Source organism: Halomonas sp. TA22 (assembly GCF_013009075.1).
GTDB lineage: Bacteria > Pseudomonadota > Gammaproteobacteria > Pseudomonadales > Halomonadaceae > TA22.
On sequence record NZ_CP053108.1, the window covers coordinates 3,675,976 to 3,691,503 of the forward strand.

General features: G+C 62.3%; 16 protein-coding genes. 3 read left to right on the plus strand and 13 right to left on the minus strand.

From position 1 onward, the window contains the following. Positions 1-126: 126 nt before the first annotated feature. Together arsH and arsB are read left to right on the plus strand one after the other, a co-directional pair. Positions 127-837: an arsenical resistance protein ArsH gene (arsH, locus tag HJD22_RS17410; protein WP_208654639.1), complete on the plus strand. Its 711-nt coding sequence runs from the start codon at positions 127-129 to the stop codon at positions 835-837. 10 nt (positions 838-847) lie between these two features. Beyond that, entirely contained in the window at positions 848-1,912 is a 1,065-nt protein-coding gene (gene arsB / locus HJD22_RS17415) for an ACR3 family arsenite efflux transporter (protein WP_248730311.1), read from the plus strand. 26 nt (positions 1,913-1,938) lie between these two features. On the opposite strand, the gene HJD22_RS17420 is transcribed toward arsB, so the two are convergent. From HJD22_RS17420 to HJD22_RS17460, 9 genes are all read right to left on the minus strand, one after another. Continuing rightward, complete coding sequence (locus HJD22_RS17420) at positions 1,939-3,084, minus strand: MFS transporter (RefSeq protein WP_208654640.1); 1,146 nt, start codon at positions 3,082-3,084, stop codon at positions 1,939-1,941. 24 nt (positions 3,085-3,108) lie between these two features. Continuing rightward, entirely contained in the window at positions 3,109-3,438 is a 330-nt protein-coding gene (locus HJD22_RS17425; RefSeq protein WP_208654641.1) for a YnfA family protein, read from the minus strand. Positions 3,439-3,479: 41 nt separating this feature from the next. Then, positions 3,480-3,908 carry an arsenate reductase ArsC gene (locus HJD22_RS17430; RefSeq protein WP_248730312.1) on the minus strand — a complete coding sequence of 143 codons (429 nt, stop codon included), beginning with the start codon at positions 3,906-3,908 and terminating at the stop codon, positions 3,480-3,482. A gap of 15 nt (positions 3,909-3,923) precedes the next feature. Then, positions 3,924-4,706, minus strand: coding sequence for a phosphate ABC transporter ATP-binding protein PstB (gene pstB, locus HJD22_RS17435; protein ID WP_248730313.1), 783 nt, complete (start codon positions 4,704-4,706; stop codon positions 3,924-3,926). A 32-nt stretch (positions 4,707-4,738) separates the two neighbouring features. Continuing rightward, entirely contained in the window at positions 4,739-6,127 is a 1,389-nt protein-coding gene (pstA, locus tag HJD22_RS17440; protein ID WP_208654643.1) for a phosphate ABC transporter permease PstA, read from the minus strand. Between the two features lie 6 nt (positions 6,128-6,133). After that, positions 6,134-7,504, minus strand: coding sequence for a phosphate ABC transporter permease subunit PstC (pstC, locus tag HJD22_RS17445; protein WP_208654644.1), 1,371 nt, complete (start codon positions 7,502-7,504; stop codon positions 6,134-6,136). Positions 7,505-7,585: 81 nt separating this feature from the next. Beyond that, on the minus strand, positions 7,586-8,602 hold the full coding sequence (locus HJD22_RS17450) for a substrate-binding domain-containing protein (RefSeq protein WP_208654645.1): 1,017 nt from the start codon (positions 8,600-8,602) through the stop codon (positions 7,586-7,588). A gap of 116 nt (positions 8,603-8,718) precedes the next feature. Then, positions 8,719-9,423: a sulfite exporter TauE/SafE family protein gene (locus HJD22_RS17455; RefSeq protein WP_208656792.1), complete on the minus strand. Its 705-nt coding sequence runs from the start codon at positions 9,421-9,423 to the stop codon at positions 8,719-8,721. A gap of 22 nt (positions 9,424-9,445) precedes the next feature. Next, on the minus strand, positions 9,446-10,630 hold the full coding sequence (locus HJD22_RS17460; RefSeq protein WP_208654646.1) for a Bcr/CflA family multidrug efflux MFS transporter: 1,185 nt from the start codon (positions 10,628-10,630) through the stop codon (positions 9,446-9,448). 159 nt (positions 10,631-10,789) lie between these two features. Here HJD22_RS17460 and tal point away from each other — a divergent pair, with 159 nt between their 5' ends. Further along, complete coding sequence (tal, locus tag HJD22_RS17465; RefSeq protein ID WP_208654647.1) at positions 10,790-11,725, plus strand: transaldolase; 936 nt, start codon at positions 10,790-10,792, stop codon at positions 11,723-11,725. Positions 11,726-11,741: 16 nt separating this feature from the next. Here tal and HJD22_RS17470 read toward each other — a convergent pair whose 3' ends face one another. Genes HJD22_RS17470 through HJD22_RS17485 form a run of 4 tightly spaced genes read right to left on the minus strand, consistent with a single transcriptional unit; the run spans position 11,742 to position 15,421 of the window. Next, positions 11,742-12,248, minus strand: a complete 507-nt coding sequence (locus HJD22_RS17470) for an STAS domain-containing protein (protein WP_208656793.1) — start codon at positions 12,246-12,248, stop codon at positions 11,742-11,744. Next, the gene (locus HJD22_RS17475) at positions 12,235-13,434 is read right to left on the minus strand and encodes a PP2C family protein-serine/threonine phosphatase (RefSeq protein ID WP_208654648.1); all 1,200 of its coding nucleotides are present in this window, start codon (positions 13,432-13,434) and stop codon (positions 12,235-12,237) included. Before HJD22_RS17475 ends, HJD22_RS17470 begins: the two co-directional genes overlap by 14 nt. Before the next feature lie 52 nt (positions 13,435-13,486). After that, complete coding sequence (locus HJD22_RS17480) at positions 13,487-14,278, minus strand: VacJ family lipoprotein (RefSeq protein WP_208654649.1); 792 nt, start codon at positions 14,276-14,278, stop codon at positions 13,487-13,489. A 21-nt stretch (positions 14,279-14,299) separates the two neighbouring features. Further along, entirely contained in the window at positions 14,300-15,421 is a 1,122-nt protein-coding gene (locus tag HJD22_RS17485) for a beta-ketoacyl-ACP synthase III (protein ID WP_208654650.1), read from the minus strand. Positions 15,422-15,528: the final 107 nt, after the last annotated feature.

The following is a 15,528-nucleotide window of genomic DNA, read 5'->3' on the forward strand; positions in this document are numbered from 1 at the left end:
GGCGGCTTTTTTGTTATGTGGGATCCCGTGCAAACATATGTCACTTTACATATACGAAAAAACGCATATCATGATATTGATTCGACAGGATGACCGCGCAGACGTGAGCTTGACTCAGGAGAGACGATGAACGAGCTAGCCAACATCGAGCGCGAGCTGTTTCGCGTGCCCGATACCGACACCCTGTTCGACGCCAAGCCGAGCGACCATCCACCGCGCATCCTGCTGCTCTACGGCTCGCTGCGGGAGCGCTCCTTCAGCCGCCTGGCGGTGGAGGAAGCCGCTCGCCTGCTTCAGGCGATGGGTGCCGAGACGCGCATCTTCGATCCCCGAGGCCTGCCGCTGCCCGACAGTGAAGAGGCGAGTCACCCCAAGGTGGCGGAGCTGCGCGAGCTAGCGCAGTGGGCCGAAGGCATGGTGTGGTGCTCGCCGGAGCGCCACGGCGCCATGACCGGCATCATGAAGGCACAGATCGACTGGATCCCGCTCGCACTGGGCAGCGTACGACCTACCCAGGGCAAGACGCTGGCAGTAATGCAGGTGTGCGGTGGCTCGCAGTCGTTCAATACCGTCAACCAGCTGCGTATCCTGGGGCGGTGGATGCGCATGTTGACCATTCCCAACCAGTCGTCGGTGCCCAAGGCGTTCATGGAGTTCGACGACAACGACCGCATGAAGCCCTCGCCCTTCTATGACCGCATCGTCGACGTCATGGAGGAGCTGGTGAAGTTCACCCTGCTGGTACGTGACCGCGCCGACTATCTGACCGACCGCTACTCGGAGCGCAAGGAGTCCGCCGAGGAACTCTCCCAGCGTGTCAATCAACGCGCCATATGAGGAGTGTGACATGACCCAGCAGGAGCAGGCGCTCGGCATCGCGGAGGGCATGGGCCTGTTCGAGCGCTTCCTTTCCGTCTGGGTGGCGCTGGCCATCGTCGCCGGCGTCATGCTCGGCCAGTTCGCTCCCGCCATCCCCGAGACGCTGTCGCGCTTCGAGGTGGCGCAGGTGTCGATTCCCGTCGCCATCCTGATCTGGGCGATGATCTTCCCGATGATGACGCAGATCGATTTCGCCGCGGTACTGGGCGTGCGCCGTCAGCCCAAGGGACTGGTGATCACCACCACCGTCAACTGGCTGATCAAGCCTTTCACAATGTTCGCCATCGCCTGGTTCTTTTTGATGGTGGTGTTTCGCCCATGGATTCCCGAGCCGCTGGCGAGTCAGTACCTGGCCGGGGCGATCCTGCTCGGTGCCGCACCCTGCACGGCGATGGTCTTCGTGTGGAGCAGTCTTACCCGCGGCGACGCGGCCTATACCCTGGTGCAGGTATCGCTCAACGACATCATCATGCTGTTCGCCTTCGCCCCCATCGTAGTGTTGCTGCTCGGCGTTTCCAACATCGAGGTGCCGTGGGACACCGTGGCGCTGTCGGTGGTGCTCTACATCGTCATACCGCTGGTGGCGGGCTACCTGACGCGCCGTACGCTGATCGATCGCCACGGCACCGAGTGGTTCGACAACGTCTTCATGAAGCGCCTGGCGCCGGTGACGCCGATCGGCCTGATCATCACCCTGGTGCTGCTGTTCGCTTTCCAGGGCGAGGTGATCCTGACCAACCCGCTGCATATCGTGCTGATCGCCATCCCGCTGATCCTTCAGACCGTCCTGATCTTCTTCATCGCCTACGGCTGGGCCAAGGCGTGGAGAGTCCCTCATTGCGTGGCCGCCCCCGGCGCGATGATCGGTGCCAGCAACTTCTTCGAGCTCGCCGTGGCTGCCGCCATCGCACTGTTCGGGCTGCAGTCCGGCGCGGCGCTGGCCACGGTGGTGGGCGTGCTGGTGGAGGTACCGTTGATGCTCGCCCTGGTGCGTATCGCCAACAATACCCGCCAGCACTTCCCTGCCTCCTGATTGGCCTTCATGCGCTAGGCCTTGGCTCAACGGCGTATCGACAGCAAGGCCACCAGGGCCCCGGCCATCAGTGCGGAACTGAGCCACAAGGCCAGCGTGCCGGCATGATCGAGCAGCAGGCCGAAGGCCAGGGGGGCACAAGCCTGGGCGACCCGCGCCGGCGCGATGATCAACCCCTGGCGTCGCCCGAAGCCTTGCGGACCAAACAGTGCCAACGGCAAGGTGCCGGAAGCAATGGTCATCATCCCGTTACCTGCTCCGTGCAACAGCGCAAAGCCCGCTGCCGGCATTCCCATCAACGTCAGCAGTGCCGCTCCCAGCGGATGCAGGGCGGTGGCCACGCGGGCCGACACCAGCGGATGAAAGCGCCGCAACAAAATGAATTCAGCCAGCCTTGCCCCCACTTGTGCCGGCCCCACCAGCGCTGCCGCCGCCACGGCCACCGAGAGCGAGGCGCCGGCCTCCTGCAGCAGCCGGGGCAGATGCGCGGCCATGGCAGTGGAGACGAACCAGCCGGCCGCAAACACATAGGCCAGCAGCAGCATCGCCTGTCGCGGGCGCTGGGGTGCACCTTGCGAGGCACTGTCGAGGCTCGCGACAGGCTCCGCCCCTGCGATAGGGAGTCGCGCATTGAGCGGCACGCCGAGAACAAGATGCAGGCTAGCCCATATCCAGCAGGCTCCCCGCCAGCCCAGATCCGACTCAAGCCAGGCGGAAAGCGGCCAACCCACGGTACTGGCAAATCCCGCAATCAATGTCACACCGGTAATCGGTCCACGGGCCGCACTACCCAATAGACGGCTCAACGTGGCGAAGGCGGCATCATAAAGCCCCAATGCCATACCCATGCCGGTCACGGCCCAGGCCAGTACCAGCCCCACCAGACTCTCCGCCATGGCCAGCAGCGCAAGGCCCAGGGCAAGCACGACATTGGAGGCCAGCAATATGCCGCGCCCACCTCGGCGATCGATCGCCTTGCCTACGCTCGGCCCCAAGATGGCGGTAATCAGCAGTGCGCCGGAGAAAGCGGCAAATACCCAGGAAGGCGACACACCCAGTTCCCGGGCCATGGGCACAGCGAGAATGGCGGGGAGATAATAGCTCGAGGCCCAGGCCAAGGTCTGAGCGGAGCCCAGGGTCAAGGTGAGCGAAAGAGTGGAAGGAGAGACCACGGTGTATCCTCGTCAGCCGAGCATTCAGACGCTGCGTGGGCCGAACAGGATCACTCCGGCGCCGATCAAGCAGATGCCCGTCCCGATCAGATCCCACTGATCGGGCGAGCGCCGCTCGACCGCCCATAGCCAGAACAGCGACGTGGCAATGTAGAGGCCGCCATAGGCGGCGTAGGCGCGTCCGGCATAGTCCGCGCTTGAAAGGGTCAGCAGCCAGGCAAACAGGACCAGGCTTGCCATGCCAGGCAGCAGCCACCAGGCGGACTTGTCCAGCCTCCACCAGGCCCAGAAGGCGAAACAGCCGGAGATCTCGGCCAGGGCAGCGGCGATATAGAGCAGTGGCGTGGGAAGCATCTCATCTCCAGTCAGAACCTGAGCCCGACCGGAGTGACCGATCAGCCGAGCTTGCGCTTCTTGGCCTCCACCCAGAGTTGCAAACGGCCACGAATCTCGCGTAGCGCTTTGCGATAGGCGTTGGGGTCGTCGCTCAAGCGCGGGTCGGGAATGTCCCAGAATACCACGTCGGCATCACCACCCTGCCACTCTCGGCAGCGCTGTCGGGCCTTCTCGCAAAGGATGATCACGCTATCGAAGTGCTGGTCGACATAGCGCTCGAGCGGCTCGCTGGCCAAGCCATCAGTGGCGATGCCGAGATGATGCAGTGCTTCCAGCGTACGCACATGAGGTTGATCGGGCTCTACGCCAGCACTGAACGCGGCAAAGCGTTCACCCGCGATATGGTTCAGCAGCGCCTCGGCCATCAGCGAGCGGGCGGAATTGGCATTGCATAGGAAGAGGACACGGTACTTCATCGTATTGGACATCGCCAAGCCTCGCTACTAGCCAAAGCGACCGGTTATATAGTCATGGGTACGCTGCTCGCGGGGGTTGGTGAAAATATCGTCGGTCTCCCCCACTTCCACCACCTCACCGAGATGGAAGAATGCCGTCTTGTGTGCCACCCGCGCTGCCTGCTGCATGTTGTGAGTGACCATGGCGATGGTGTAGTTCTCACTCAGTTCATCGATCAGCTGCTCGATCTTACCCGTGGCGATGGGGTCGAGTGCCGAACACGGCTCATCCATCAGGATCACTTCCGGGCTGACCGCAATGGTTCGCGCAATACACAGCCGCTGCTGCTGCCCACCGGAAAGCCCCGTGCCCGGCTGATCCAGACGGTCCTTGACCTCATTCCAAAGCCCAGCGCGGATCAAGCTGCTCTCCACGATGTCGTCAAGCTCGGCACGACGTTTGGCCAGACCGTGCAAGCGCGGTCCATAGGCGACGTTTTCGTAGATCGACTTGGGGAAAGGGTTGGGCTTCTGAAACACGATCCCCACCCGGGCACGCAACAACACCACGTCAAGAGACGCATCATATATGTCGTCGTTATCGAGGGTGACCTCACCTTCGACACGACAGCCGGTTATGGTGTCGTTCATGCGATTCAGACAGCGCAGGAAGGTCGACTTGCCACAGCCTGACGGGCCGATGAAGGCGATTACCTCATTTTCGACGATATCCAGATCGATGCCGTGCAGTGCCTCGTTCTCGCCATAGGACACCTTGACGCCACGGGCGCTCATCTTGATCCGCTCGTTCTGCGTGACACGCTTGGCCATGGTCGTGGGTACAGCGACGCTGACAGTCATGGTTACCACCTCGTCTCGAATTTCTTGCGTAGCCAGATAGCTACGGCATTCAGGCTCAACATCAGCGCCAGCAATACGATGATTGCCGCCGAGGTACGTGCCTCGAAGAAGTTGCGTAGCTCGTTGCCCTGCCATAGATAGATCTGCACCGGCAGCGCCGTGGCCTGATCCAGGGGGCTGGACGGCACATTGGCGACAAAGGCGTTCATGCCAATCAGCAGGAGCGGCGCGGTTTCGCCAAGCGCCTGGGCCACGCCCAGGATCGAGCCGGTGAGGATACCCGGCAGCGCCAGCGGCAGCACATGGTGGAACACCGTCTGCACCCGCGAGGCGCCGATGCCCAGCGCCGCCTGACGGATCGACGGCGGTATCGAGCGCAGCGCCGCCCGCGTGGCGATGATGATGGTGGGCAGCGTCATCAGGGTCAGCACCAGCCCGCCCACCAGTGGCGCGGAGAGCGGCAGGCGCAGGTAGCCGATGAAGATCGCCGCCCCCAGCAGACCGAACACGATCGAGGGCACCGCGGCGAGATTGTTGATATTGATCTCGATGAGGTCGGTGATCCGATTCTTCGGCGCGAACTCCTCCAGATAGATGGCACTGGAGACGCCGATTGGTACCGAGAGCGCAATCACGATCAGCATCATGAACAGCGAGCCCATGAAGGCCCCTGCCAGACCCGCCGAGGCGGCCGAACTACGAGAATCGGGATTGAGGAACAGCGCCGTACTGAAGGCGTTGCGAATCACTTCGCGTTCATACAGATCATCGGCCCACTCGCGGGTCTGGGCACTGAGCTGCTGCTGGCGATCCGGCAGAGTGCGATCGATGTTGCCCTTGAGCCACACATCGACATTGGCGCCTGCCAGCATCTTCACGGTAACGGTCTGGCCGATCAGCTCGGGATTCTCGATCACCCGGTCACGCAACGCGAAGCGCTCGCCACTCGCCACCAACGCCCGTAGATCACGGCTTTGCCTGGACTCGATCTCACCTGGCAGCTGGGCTTTGAGCGCTTCATCGATCAAGCCGTTCCAGTTGACCAGGCTAAGCTGGCTCATCCATGCAATTTCACGCTCGCGAAACTGCGCCGGACTTTCGCCAGCCTCGCGCACCGGCCTCTCCTCGACCTGGATCACCTCAGGATCGAGGTAAACATCGAGATAGAGGGTAGCCTGCCAGAACGCCGGCACCCCTCGCCACAGGATACTGGCAAACAGGATGGCGACCAGCACCAGACCTGTCGACACCGCGGCAAGCCCCATGCGCCGAAAGCGCCGTTCACGCGCATGGCGTCCCGCCAGAGAGCGCTCGATGGTAGCGAGCCGCTTGTGGCGCCGGCTTTCGCCATCGGCAAGCGCCAAGCCCGTGTCGGTAGTTGAACGAGTCATGAGGCGTCACTCATATTGCTGGCGATATTTACGCACCACGACCAGTGCGATGACGTTGAGGCCCAAGGTAATGGTGAACAGCGTAAGGCCAAGGGCGAAGGCCACCAGCGACTGCGGACTCGAGAAGTCCATGTCGCCGGTCAGTTGGTTGACGATGGTCACGGTAATCGTCGAGACCGCCTCGAACGGGTTGGCATGCAGTACCGGGTTGTTGCCCGCCGCCAGCACCACGATCATGGTCTCGCCAACGGCGCGACTCGCCGCCAACAGGAAGGCGCCGACGATACCGGGCAACGCCGCTGGCAGCACTACCTGCCGGATCGTCTCAGACTTGGTGGCGCCCAGTCCCAGGGCACCGTCACGCAACGACTTGGGCACCTGGGTGATGATGTCGTCGGAGAGGGAAGAGACGAAGGGAATGATCATGATGCCCATCACCAGACCCGCCGTGAGCGCGCTGGTGGTACGGATATTGATGCCGATCAATTCACCCACTCCCGACAGGAAGGGGCCCACCACGATCAGCGCAAAAAAGCCATACACGATGGTCGGGATGCCGGCGAGAATCTCGATGACCGGCTTTGCGATACTGCGCAGCCAGGGCGGCGCGTACTCGGCCATGTAGATCGCCGTCATCAATCCCAGGGGCACTGCCACCAGCAGCGCGATGGCACTCACCATCAGCGTTCCCCACAGCAGTGGCAGAAGCCCGAACTGGCCCTGACCACCCGTGCCGGAGGTGCTGAAACGCGGGTTCCAGACGGTACCGAAGAAGAACTCGGCCGGACTGACGAAGCGGAAGAAATTGATGGTTTCGCCGATCATCGACAGCACGATGCCCACCGTGGTCAGGACCGCCACCCCGGAGCAGAGCGCCAGCAGGATAGTGATCAACCGCTCGACCTGGTTGCGCGCTCGCAGTTGCGGAGAGATTCGCCGTCGAGCTGCCACCAGGCCAGCGACGGCAGCCACCGCCATGGCCGCCAACAGGATCAACCGTCCGAAGGTTTCCAGTCGTGCCATCTGCTCGGCCGCAGCGATCTCGTAGGGCTCCGCCACCCCCGCAACGCCCTGTCCGGATGCCAAGGCACCGATACGGCGCATCAGCACCTGCATCTCGCGCTCGCTCAGGCTCGCAAGCTCGACCGGCAACTCACGGGCCACCAGCAGTTCGATGATATCGGTCTGGAATAGCGACCATAGACCCAACAACAACAGTGCCGGCAGCCCACACCACAGGGCCACCAGCACACCGTAATACCCCGGACGTGAATGCAGTCGCGCTCCGCCGGTGGCCACCGCCTTGCTGCGCGTCAGGCCCGCCTGGTAGGCCAGGGCCATGACGATCAGTACGGTAGCGATCAGGGCAAGGTTCATCTTGTCTCCATGCCTGGCACTTCAGATCGGCGGAAGGCGGCCAGGCCGCCTTCCTTCAACTATCACAGCGAATGATCGAGACTACTGGCCGGTCGCGACGGTACGCGCCTGGAACTGCTCCAGCGCCTCGGCACGCTCGTCGTCATCCATCGGAATCAGACCAGCATCCTCCAGCGGGCTACCAAAGCCGGAGGTCATCTCGTTGAGAAAAAACTCGGTGTATTCGGCCAGACCCGGCACCATATCGAGATGCTCACCCTTCACATAGAAGAACAGCGGGCGCGACACCGGGTACTCGCCGGAGCCGATGGTCTCGAGGCTAGGCGTCACGCCATCGACGGTGGCCACTTGCAGACGATCGCGGTTCTGATCGTAGAAGCTCAGACCGAATACCCCCACTGCATCGGACTGGGCATCCAGACGCGCCAAGGTCTCGGTGTAATCGCCAGCGATCTCGATGATCCGTCCATCGCCACGCAGGTTGTTACAGGCATCACCCTCGACCTCGGCAATACTCTCGCAGCCCACGTGCAACACTTTCTCTTTGAATACTTCTCGGGTGCCGTGGTTTGAGGCCGGGATGACCAGCACGATCTCCTGGTCCGGCAGGTCACTATCGATTTCCGACCAGCGGGTATAGGGGTTGTCGACCAGTTGACCCTCCTGCTCCACCTGGGCGGCAGCGGCAGTGAAGACATGCGCAGGGGTCAGGACGAATTCGCCACGATCGGCGCGCGAGGCAAAGACGATACCGTCGTAGCCGAACATCACTTCGAGAATCTCGTTGACGCCATTGGCGTTACAGTTCTCGATCTCGCCAGAGCGAATGGCACGCGAGGAGTTGGCGATATCGATGGTATTTTCGCCCACCCCTTGGCAAAACTGACGCAGTCCGCCGCCAGAGCCACCGGAGCCGACTACCGGCGTATTGAACTGCGGGAAGGAAGCACCGAACTCCTCCGCCACGATGCTGGCAAACGGCAGTACGGTGGAAGAACCGGCGATCTGAATGGTTTCCCGAGCCATGGCCGAGGTCGAGACACCAACGGCGAGGGATGCGGCAACTGCAACACCCAGCGTGCGCTTATTGAAGCTCATCTTCACTGTCCTCTCTGCGTTAAGCACTGGCTCGTGTCAGGCCAGCACGTATTCGGCTTATCTGCCGATAGCGAGAGTGATTCTGAGCATGCTTGATTGCAGAATTATGACATTCGTCACAACAACAGCCCCAGCGCCGCCAAGGTCGAGAGGGCCAGCGACGAATACTTGAGCGCCTGACGATTGAGTCGATGGGCGCACGCCTTGGCAAGGGCATTGCCGATCAGGATCCACGGTAGCAGCGAGAGCGCCATGGCCAGGTGCCAGAGCTGGATCTGACCGGCCAGAGTCAGCGCGATGATCGTCATGCTGGCACTGCAGACGAAGAAGGCGGCCAGGTTGCCACGCACGCTATCCGGCGGCAGGCGATGCATGAGAAGCGCGATGGGCGGACCGCCGATCGCCGCCACGGTCCCGAAGATGCCAGACAGCACCCCTGCGATGAGCAGGCTTACCCGATTGACCGGCAGAGTGAAGTGAAACAGACTCACGGCCACCGCCGAGAGCACGATCAGCGCAATGACGTTTTCAAGCAGCGCCATAGGCGCCGTCAGCAGCAGCCAGGTACCCAGCAGGGTGCCAGGCACCCGCCCCACCAGCGCCACGCCAATCACGCTGACCCGTACCTCGTGGCGATACTGACCCAGCATCATCAACGAGACCAGAAAGCCGAACATCACCAGCAGCACTGGCACCAGCCGCGGCTCGAGCATCAGCAGGATCGGTGCACCCACCACGGCCAGGCCAAAGCCGGTGGCACGCTGCACGAAGGCGCCCAGCAATAGCGTCGAGCCGCACCCCGCCCATATCCACCCGCCCATTCCCCACCAGGCACCGAAGTCCTCAGCCACGAGTGGCATCGCCGCTGAGCACACGAATACCGACATTGGCGATCGTGGCGACCAGCAGCATGGTCAGCACCATCGGCCAGGCGCTGTCGATGGCAAAGGCGCCGACCATCACCCCGGCCAGCGCCCCGCAGGTGAACTGGATACTGCCCTGTAGGGCGGCGGCGGTAGCACTCATGTGATGGAAGTGATCGAGCAGCGAAGAGATCGCGTTGGGGGCGATCAAGCCGACCATACCGGTGAACAGCATGATCAGCGGCACCACGCTCCACAGCGACTCGAGGCCGGTGGCGACCACCAGCACCAGCCCCAGCGCCGCCACCAGCTGTATGCCCAATCCCAGGCGCAGGTTCTGTTGCGGCGTGCGGGTGCTCAGCAGGCGGATATTGACCCGTGTCGAGGCCGCCATGATGAGCACGTTGACACCGAACACCACCGGGTACATCGCCGGCGACAGCTCGAAATGCTCCATGTACAGAAATGGTGAGGCGGTAATGAAAGCGAACATGCCGGCAAAGGACATGGAGGCCGCCAGTACGTAGCCCATCGCCTCGCGGTGGCGCAGTACGCTGGCGTAGTTGGCCAATACCTGCCTGAGCGAGGCGGTGGGCTGCCCGGGGGCCCGTGTCTCAGGCAGCTGCGTTCCCATCAGCCACAGCAGGAAGGCCGCATAACCCGCCAGGAACACGAAGATCAGCCACCAGTCGGCCAGATGCAGCAGCACGCTGCCCACCGCCGGGGCCACCAAGGGTGCCAGCATCAGGATCATCGCCATGGTCGACATCACCCTGGCCGCCTCGCGCCCGCTGAAGCAGTCGCGCACGATGGCCGCCGAATTGACCACGCACGCCCCGCCCCCCAGCGCCTGCACGAAGCGCCAGAACCACAGCTCGCCAAGGCTGTCGACTTGGGTGATGACGAGACTGGCGACCAGGAACAGGGCAAGCCCCGAGAGAAGTACCGGCTTGCGCCCCAGGCGGTCCGAGAGCGGTCCGCAGATCAACTGGCCGATGGCGAAGCCGAGCAGGAAGACGCTGATCGACAGTTCGGTGTGATGAATGCTCGCACCGACCGACTCGGCCAGTGCCGGCATCGCCGGTAGATAGGCATCGATGGCGAACGGCGCCAAGGCAGTATTGGCAGCGACCAGCAGGGCGACACGGCGCGAATCAAGCTGCACGGGAACTCCTTGTCATCATGATAGTGAGATGGCATCACAATAGATAGGAGACTAATAGTACTCGCTTCAGCGGCATTTGGCTCGCTGCGGTAGGCGCATCGCAGGGCAATTGGTAAAGTGAGTCACGACCCTTCGTGTTCACCCATCAGGACGCTCATCATGGCCAAGGACAAGCTTTCACAACTCAAGGAAATGACCACCGTGGTCGCCGATACCGGCGATATCGAGGCCATTCGTCGCTTCACGCCCACCGATGCCACGACCAATCCGTCACTGATCCTGCAGGCTGCCCAGCATGAGGGAAGCCGCGAAAGAATGGCTGAACTGGCGCGCCAGAGCACCGATATCGATGACGCGCTGGACGCCGTGGCCGTCGAGATCGGCAGCGAGATCAGTGCCCTGGTGCCCGGGTATGTCTCCACCGAAGTCAGCGCCAGGCTCTCCTTCGACACCAAGGCGACCCTGGCTCGGGCGCACTCGTTGATCGAACGCTACGAACGGCGCAGCGTCGGGCGTGAGCGCATCCTGATCAAGATCGCCTCGACTTGGGAAGGGATCCGCGCCGCTCACTCACTCGAGCGCGAGGGCATCCGTACCAACCTGACGCTGCTGTTCAGCTTCGCCCAGGCCCAGGCCTGCGCCGATGCCGGCATCACGTTGATCTCACCCTTTGTCGGACGCATTCTCGACTGGCACAAGGCGCGCGACCCGCAGGCCGATTTCCATGGCGATAACGACCCCGGTGTACAGTCGGTCAAGCGTATCTATGAGCACTACAAGGGCCATGGCTACAAGACCATCGTGATGGGCGCCAGCTTCCGCAACGCAGCAGAGATCGAGGCGCTGGCGGGCTGCGACCGGCTGACCATCTCGCCCAAGCTATTGGCCGAACTGGCCGGGAGCGAGGGCGAACTGCCGCGTCGCCTGTCGGCCCTAGAAGCCGAAACCTCCCCGCCCGAGGCGCTCAGCGAAGCGGATTTCCGCTGGGAGATGAACGAGGATGCCATGGCCACCGAAAAACTCGCCGAGGGCATCCGCAAGTTCATGGACGATCAGCGCAAGCTGGAGATACTGCTGGGAGAGTTGCGGAAATAAGAAGAGCGGCAGCAAGCTAGCGAACGGGATCGTGCTGCTGTGCCTCGAGGAGTTCCACCAGTGGTCGGAACTCCTCGTGGTTGTGTTCGTTCATGCGCATCAAGATGCGGTGCGCCTCGAGGATACGCTGCTGCATCCCTGCCTCGTCGGCGTTGATCTGCGGCAGCTCGTCGAGCTCCTGAGGCTCGGTCACCGGCGACTCCACCAGGGTGAAGTAGTGGGAGAAGCCCATGACATCGAGCATCCGCCGCACATCGGGATGATCGGCCACGATGGTCGGCGGACGCTCCAGCCTGCTGCGCACGGCCATGGCGACCTTGGCAAGAAATCCCAGCGCCGTGGAGTCCACATTGCTGACGTCGCGCAGATCGATCATCACCGCCCTCAGGCCTGGCGTATTGGCCAGGCGCTCGACCTGATTGTCCAGCGTTGCACAAAGCGTCAGGCGTACGTCTCCGCACAGCTTGAGAACGAACACGCCGGAATCGAATGCCGCTTTCAGCCGACCTTCACACATTAGCATCGTCAAACCCGCTCAACGTCATGATCGTCAGGTCATCCGGAAGCTGGTCTTCCGGGGTCTTCGCGTGGGCAGGCGTTGCATTGCCCTCCTCCCTCGCTTCGTCGCCACTGACCAGCCTCCCCCGTAGTGCGGCTGCGCCATCGCACACCCGCACCAGTCGCTCGAGCTCCTTCAGCCGGGCATCCAGCCCATTACCGGGCAGACACTCCAATACGCCATCAGAACATAACCATAATCGGAACTTTTGCGGCAGTGCACAACCCAGCGCAGGATATCGCGCATCCGGGAACAACCCAACCGGCATGCCTTCGCCGGGCAATACCTCAAACCCCTTGCGGCTGACCAGCATCGGCATCGGCATCTGAGCGCCGAGCGAATAGTGCAGATAGTGGCGTTGAAGGTCAATGACCCCAACGAATAGGGTGGTGTGCTTGCCTATCTTGGTCTCGAGCAGCTCTCGATTGAGCTCGGACAGCCAGCGTGCCGGCAGAGCCTCCGGCGACGCGCCGTCCCAGCGACCCAGCCAGCTGTTGCACAAGTACTTGAGTAATACGGTCACGAATGCCGAAGAGGCGCCATGCCCCGAGACATCGGCAAAATAGAAGACGCAGTAGCGCTCGTCAAAGCGTTGAAAATCGAGAAAGTCGCCAGAGAGATAGAGCGAAGGAGAGAGCGAGAAGTCGCAGGTCACCCCTCCTACCGTCAAGGGATTGGGTGGCAACAGCTTGCGCTGGATATGTCCCCCGGCCTGCTGGTCGAGACGCAGCGTCTCCAGATGGATCTCCAGGTCGGCGTTGAGCACCGCCAACCGTTCGCGGTCGCGCTCGTGCTCCTGGGCCAGGCGATGAATCTCGATCACCCTGGCGATCATGCGCCTGAGGACATCGCCGTGGCGCAACGGCTCGACGATGTAGTCGACGAGCCCAGCCTCGACGGCCTTTAACAGATCGCGATCGAGACGCGTGTCGCTTACCACCAGCGTTGGGCAGCGCTGGGCAAGCCCTGGCCACTCGTGACTCGGGACTGCATGCGCATGGGCCACGATCAAGGCAATACTATCGGGTAGTTGCTCGGCGCTCGCGGCGGCGACCACCGCAAAATCACCCTTGGCAATGGCCTCGGCCAGCGCATCACGCTCGTCGCCCGGCCGATCGAGCAACCCGATCAGGATTTTCGCACTGGCCATCGCTTGCCTACCCTAGGTCCGTTATTGCTGTGCCTCGAATGCACTCTCATCATCATTCATCGAAAGCGTCGTCATCGAAGGCGTCATCATCGAAATTGAAGTCGAAATCATCGCTAGCGAAGGGGTCGTCACCCAACTCGCCATCGCTCACCTCGAAGCGGCGGCGCTGCAGATAGGTATCGCGGATGAAGCTGTAGCGATCGCCACTGATCAGCGCCTCCTGTTCGAGCAAGCCGGCCCGCACGTGCACCACATTGAGCGCCGTCAGTGCGATCCTGAGCGCCTCGTCATCGAGGTGATAGATGGGGTAGGTATAGATGTCCAGCGGCAGGCCGGCAGTATCGCGCACCGTGCTCGGCCCAAGAAACGGCAGGACCAGGAAGGGCCCTTCGCCCACACCCCAGGCGCCGAGTGTCTGGCCGAAGTCCTCCTCGCGACCCGTGATCTCCATGTGCGTGGCGAAGTCCCAAAGCCCGCCGATCCCCACCGTGCTATTGATCAAAAAGCGGCTGGTGGCGATCCCAGCATTGCCGGGCTTGCCTTGGAGCAGACTGTTGAGCGCGGTCCGAATCTCCCCCAGGTTCGAAAAGAAGTTGCCCACCCCGGTCTGCACCGGTCGCGGGGTAATGGCATCGTAACCCCTGGCTACCGGCCGCAGAATGGCTCGGTCAAGAGCCTCGTTAAAGGTGAATACCCGGCGGTTGAAACCCTCCCAGGGGTCGTCCGGGTGCCGCTCGACGGTCTGTGCTCCGGCACATCCGGCCAGTAGCGCTGTCGCCAACAGCACCGCCACGCATCGAACGCACCTTGCTCGCCCTCTCCCCCACCATCCATTGCCGCTCATCGTCTTCGTCCTGTCGGGTCATCAAACCTTGCGTAGCACCACGTTGCCGGCACTGTATCCGGCGCCAAAGGAACACACCACTCCGAGCTGCCCCGAGGCGAGATCATCGCGATGAAGGTGAAAGGCGATGATCGAGCCTGCGGAACTGGTATTGGCATAACGATCGAGAATGATCGGCGCCGTCCTCTCGTCGGGCTCATGGCCCAGCACACGACGCGCAATCAGGTCGTTCATGTGCCGGTTGGCCTGATGCAGCCAGAGCCGGCTCAGATCGCTGCCCTGCAGATCGAGGGAGGCGAGATGCTCGTTGATCATCTGCGACACCATCGGGCAGACCTCCTTGAAGACACGCCGCCCCTCCTGCACGAACAGCTTGTCTGGCAGCAACGGGTCGCTGTCGGTGATCCGGTTGAGAAAGCCCGAATTGTTGCGGATCGCATTGGAGAAGCGCGTGCTCAGCCGTGTGCCGAGTATCTCGAATCGCCCATCGGCGGTCGCCAGATCGTCCGCCTCCAGCACCACCGCCGTGCAGGCGTCACCGAAGATGAAGTGGCTGTCACGTTCGCGGAAATTGAGGTGCGCCGAGCAGATCTCGGGATTGACCACCAATGCACGGCGCACGTTGCCGGCGCGAATGGCATTCGCGGCATTGTCGATGGCAAAGGTGGCCGAGCTGCAGGCGACGTTCATGTCGAAAGCATAGCCCCGCGTACCCAGCAGCGCCTGCAATTCCACCGCCACTGCTGGATAGGGTCGCTCCAGGTTGGAGCAGGCAACGATCAGCAAGTCGATATCGGCAGCCTCGATACCGGCGGCCTCCAGCGCCTGGCCCGCCGCGACCCGCCCCATTTCGCACTGGATGGAGGGAGCGTCGTTGTGTCGCTCGGCAAGCCTAGGACGCATGCGTTCGGGATCGAGAATTCCCGAGGCATCCAGTACATAACGGCTGTGTATGCCCGACGCCTTGACGATGAATTCACTACTCGAATACTGCAGAGCCTCGCGCTCGCCGGCGGCGATCGCCTCGGCGTGGCGCGCATTTTCACGATCCACCCAGGTATTGAACGACGCCACCAGGGCATCGTTGTCGATGGCGTGCTCGGGCGTATAGAGCCCTGTGCCGCTGATCACCGCATTCATCATGGCGTTCTCCCTCTGACGACGTCGGGACATGGCGAACATGCCGCACGCGTGTCTATCTATTGCTATGCTAAATCTCGCCGCCCCACGGCGTGTCGGCGTGTACCTCA

Coding starts and splice junctions, on each gene's coding strand:
- arsH (WP_208654639.1), top strand. CDS start 127: ATGAACGAGCTAGCCAACATCGAGCGCGAGCTGTTTCGCGTGCCCGAT.
- arsB (WP_248730311.1), top strand. CDS start 848: ATGACCCAGCAGGAGCAGGCGCTCGGCATCGCGGAGGGCATGGGCCTG.
- HJD22_RS17425 (WP_208654641.1), bottom strand. CDS start 3,438: ATGCTTCCCACGCCACTGCTCTATATCGCCGCTGCCCTGGCCGAGATC.
- HJD22_RS17430 (WP_248730312.1), bottom strand. CDS start 3,908: ATGTCCAATACGATGAAGTACCGTGTCCTCTTCCTATGCAATGCCAAT.
- pstB (WP_248730313.1), bottom strand. CDS start 4,706: ATGGCCAAGCGTGTCACGCAGAACGAGCGGATCAAGATGAGCGCCCGT.
- pstA (WP_208654643.1), bottom strand. CDS start 6,127: ATGACTCGTTCAACTACCGACACGGGCTTGGCGCTTGCCGATGGCGAA.
- pstC (WP_208654644.1), bottom strand. CDS start 7,504: ATGAACCTTGCCCTGATCGCTACCGTACTGATCGTCATGGCCCTGGCC.
- HJD22_RS17450 (WP_208654645.1), bottom strand. CDS start 8,602: ATGAGCTTCAATAAGCGCACGCTGGGTGTTGCAGTTGCCGCATCCCTC.
- HJD22_RS17455 (WP_208656792.1), bottom strand. CDS start 9,423: ATGGGCGGGTGGATATGGGCGGGGTGCGGCTCGACGCTATTGCTGGGC.
- tal (WP_208654647.1), top strand. CDS start 10,790: ATGGCCAAGGACAAGCTTTCACAACTCAAGGAAATGACCACCGTGGTC.
- HJD22_RS17470 (WP_208656793.1), bottom strand. CDS start 12,248: ATGCTAATGTGTGAAGGTCGGCTGAAAGCGGCATTCGATTCCGGCGTG.
- HJD22_RS17475 (WP_208654648.1), bottom strand. CDS start 13,434: ATGGCCAGTGCGAAAATCCTGATCGGGTTGCTCGATCGGCCGGGCGAC.
- HJD22_RS17480 (WP_208654649.1), bottom strand. CDS start 14,278: ATGAGCGGCAATGGATGGTGGGGGAGAGGGCGAGCAAGGTGCGTTCGA.
- HJD22_RS17485 (WP_208654650.1), bottom strand. CDS start 15,421: ATGATGAATGCGGTGATCAGCGGCACAGGGCTCTATACGCCCGAGCAC.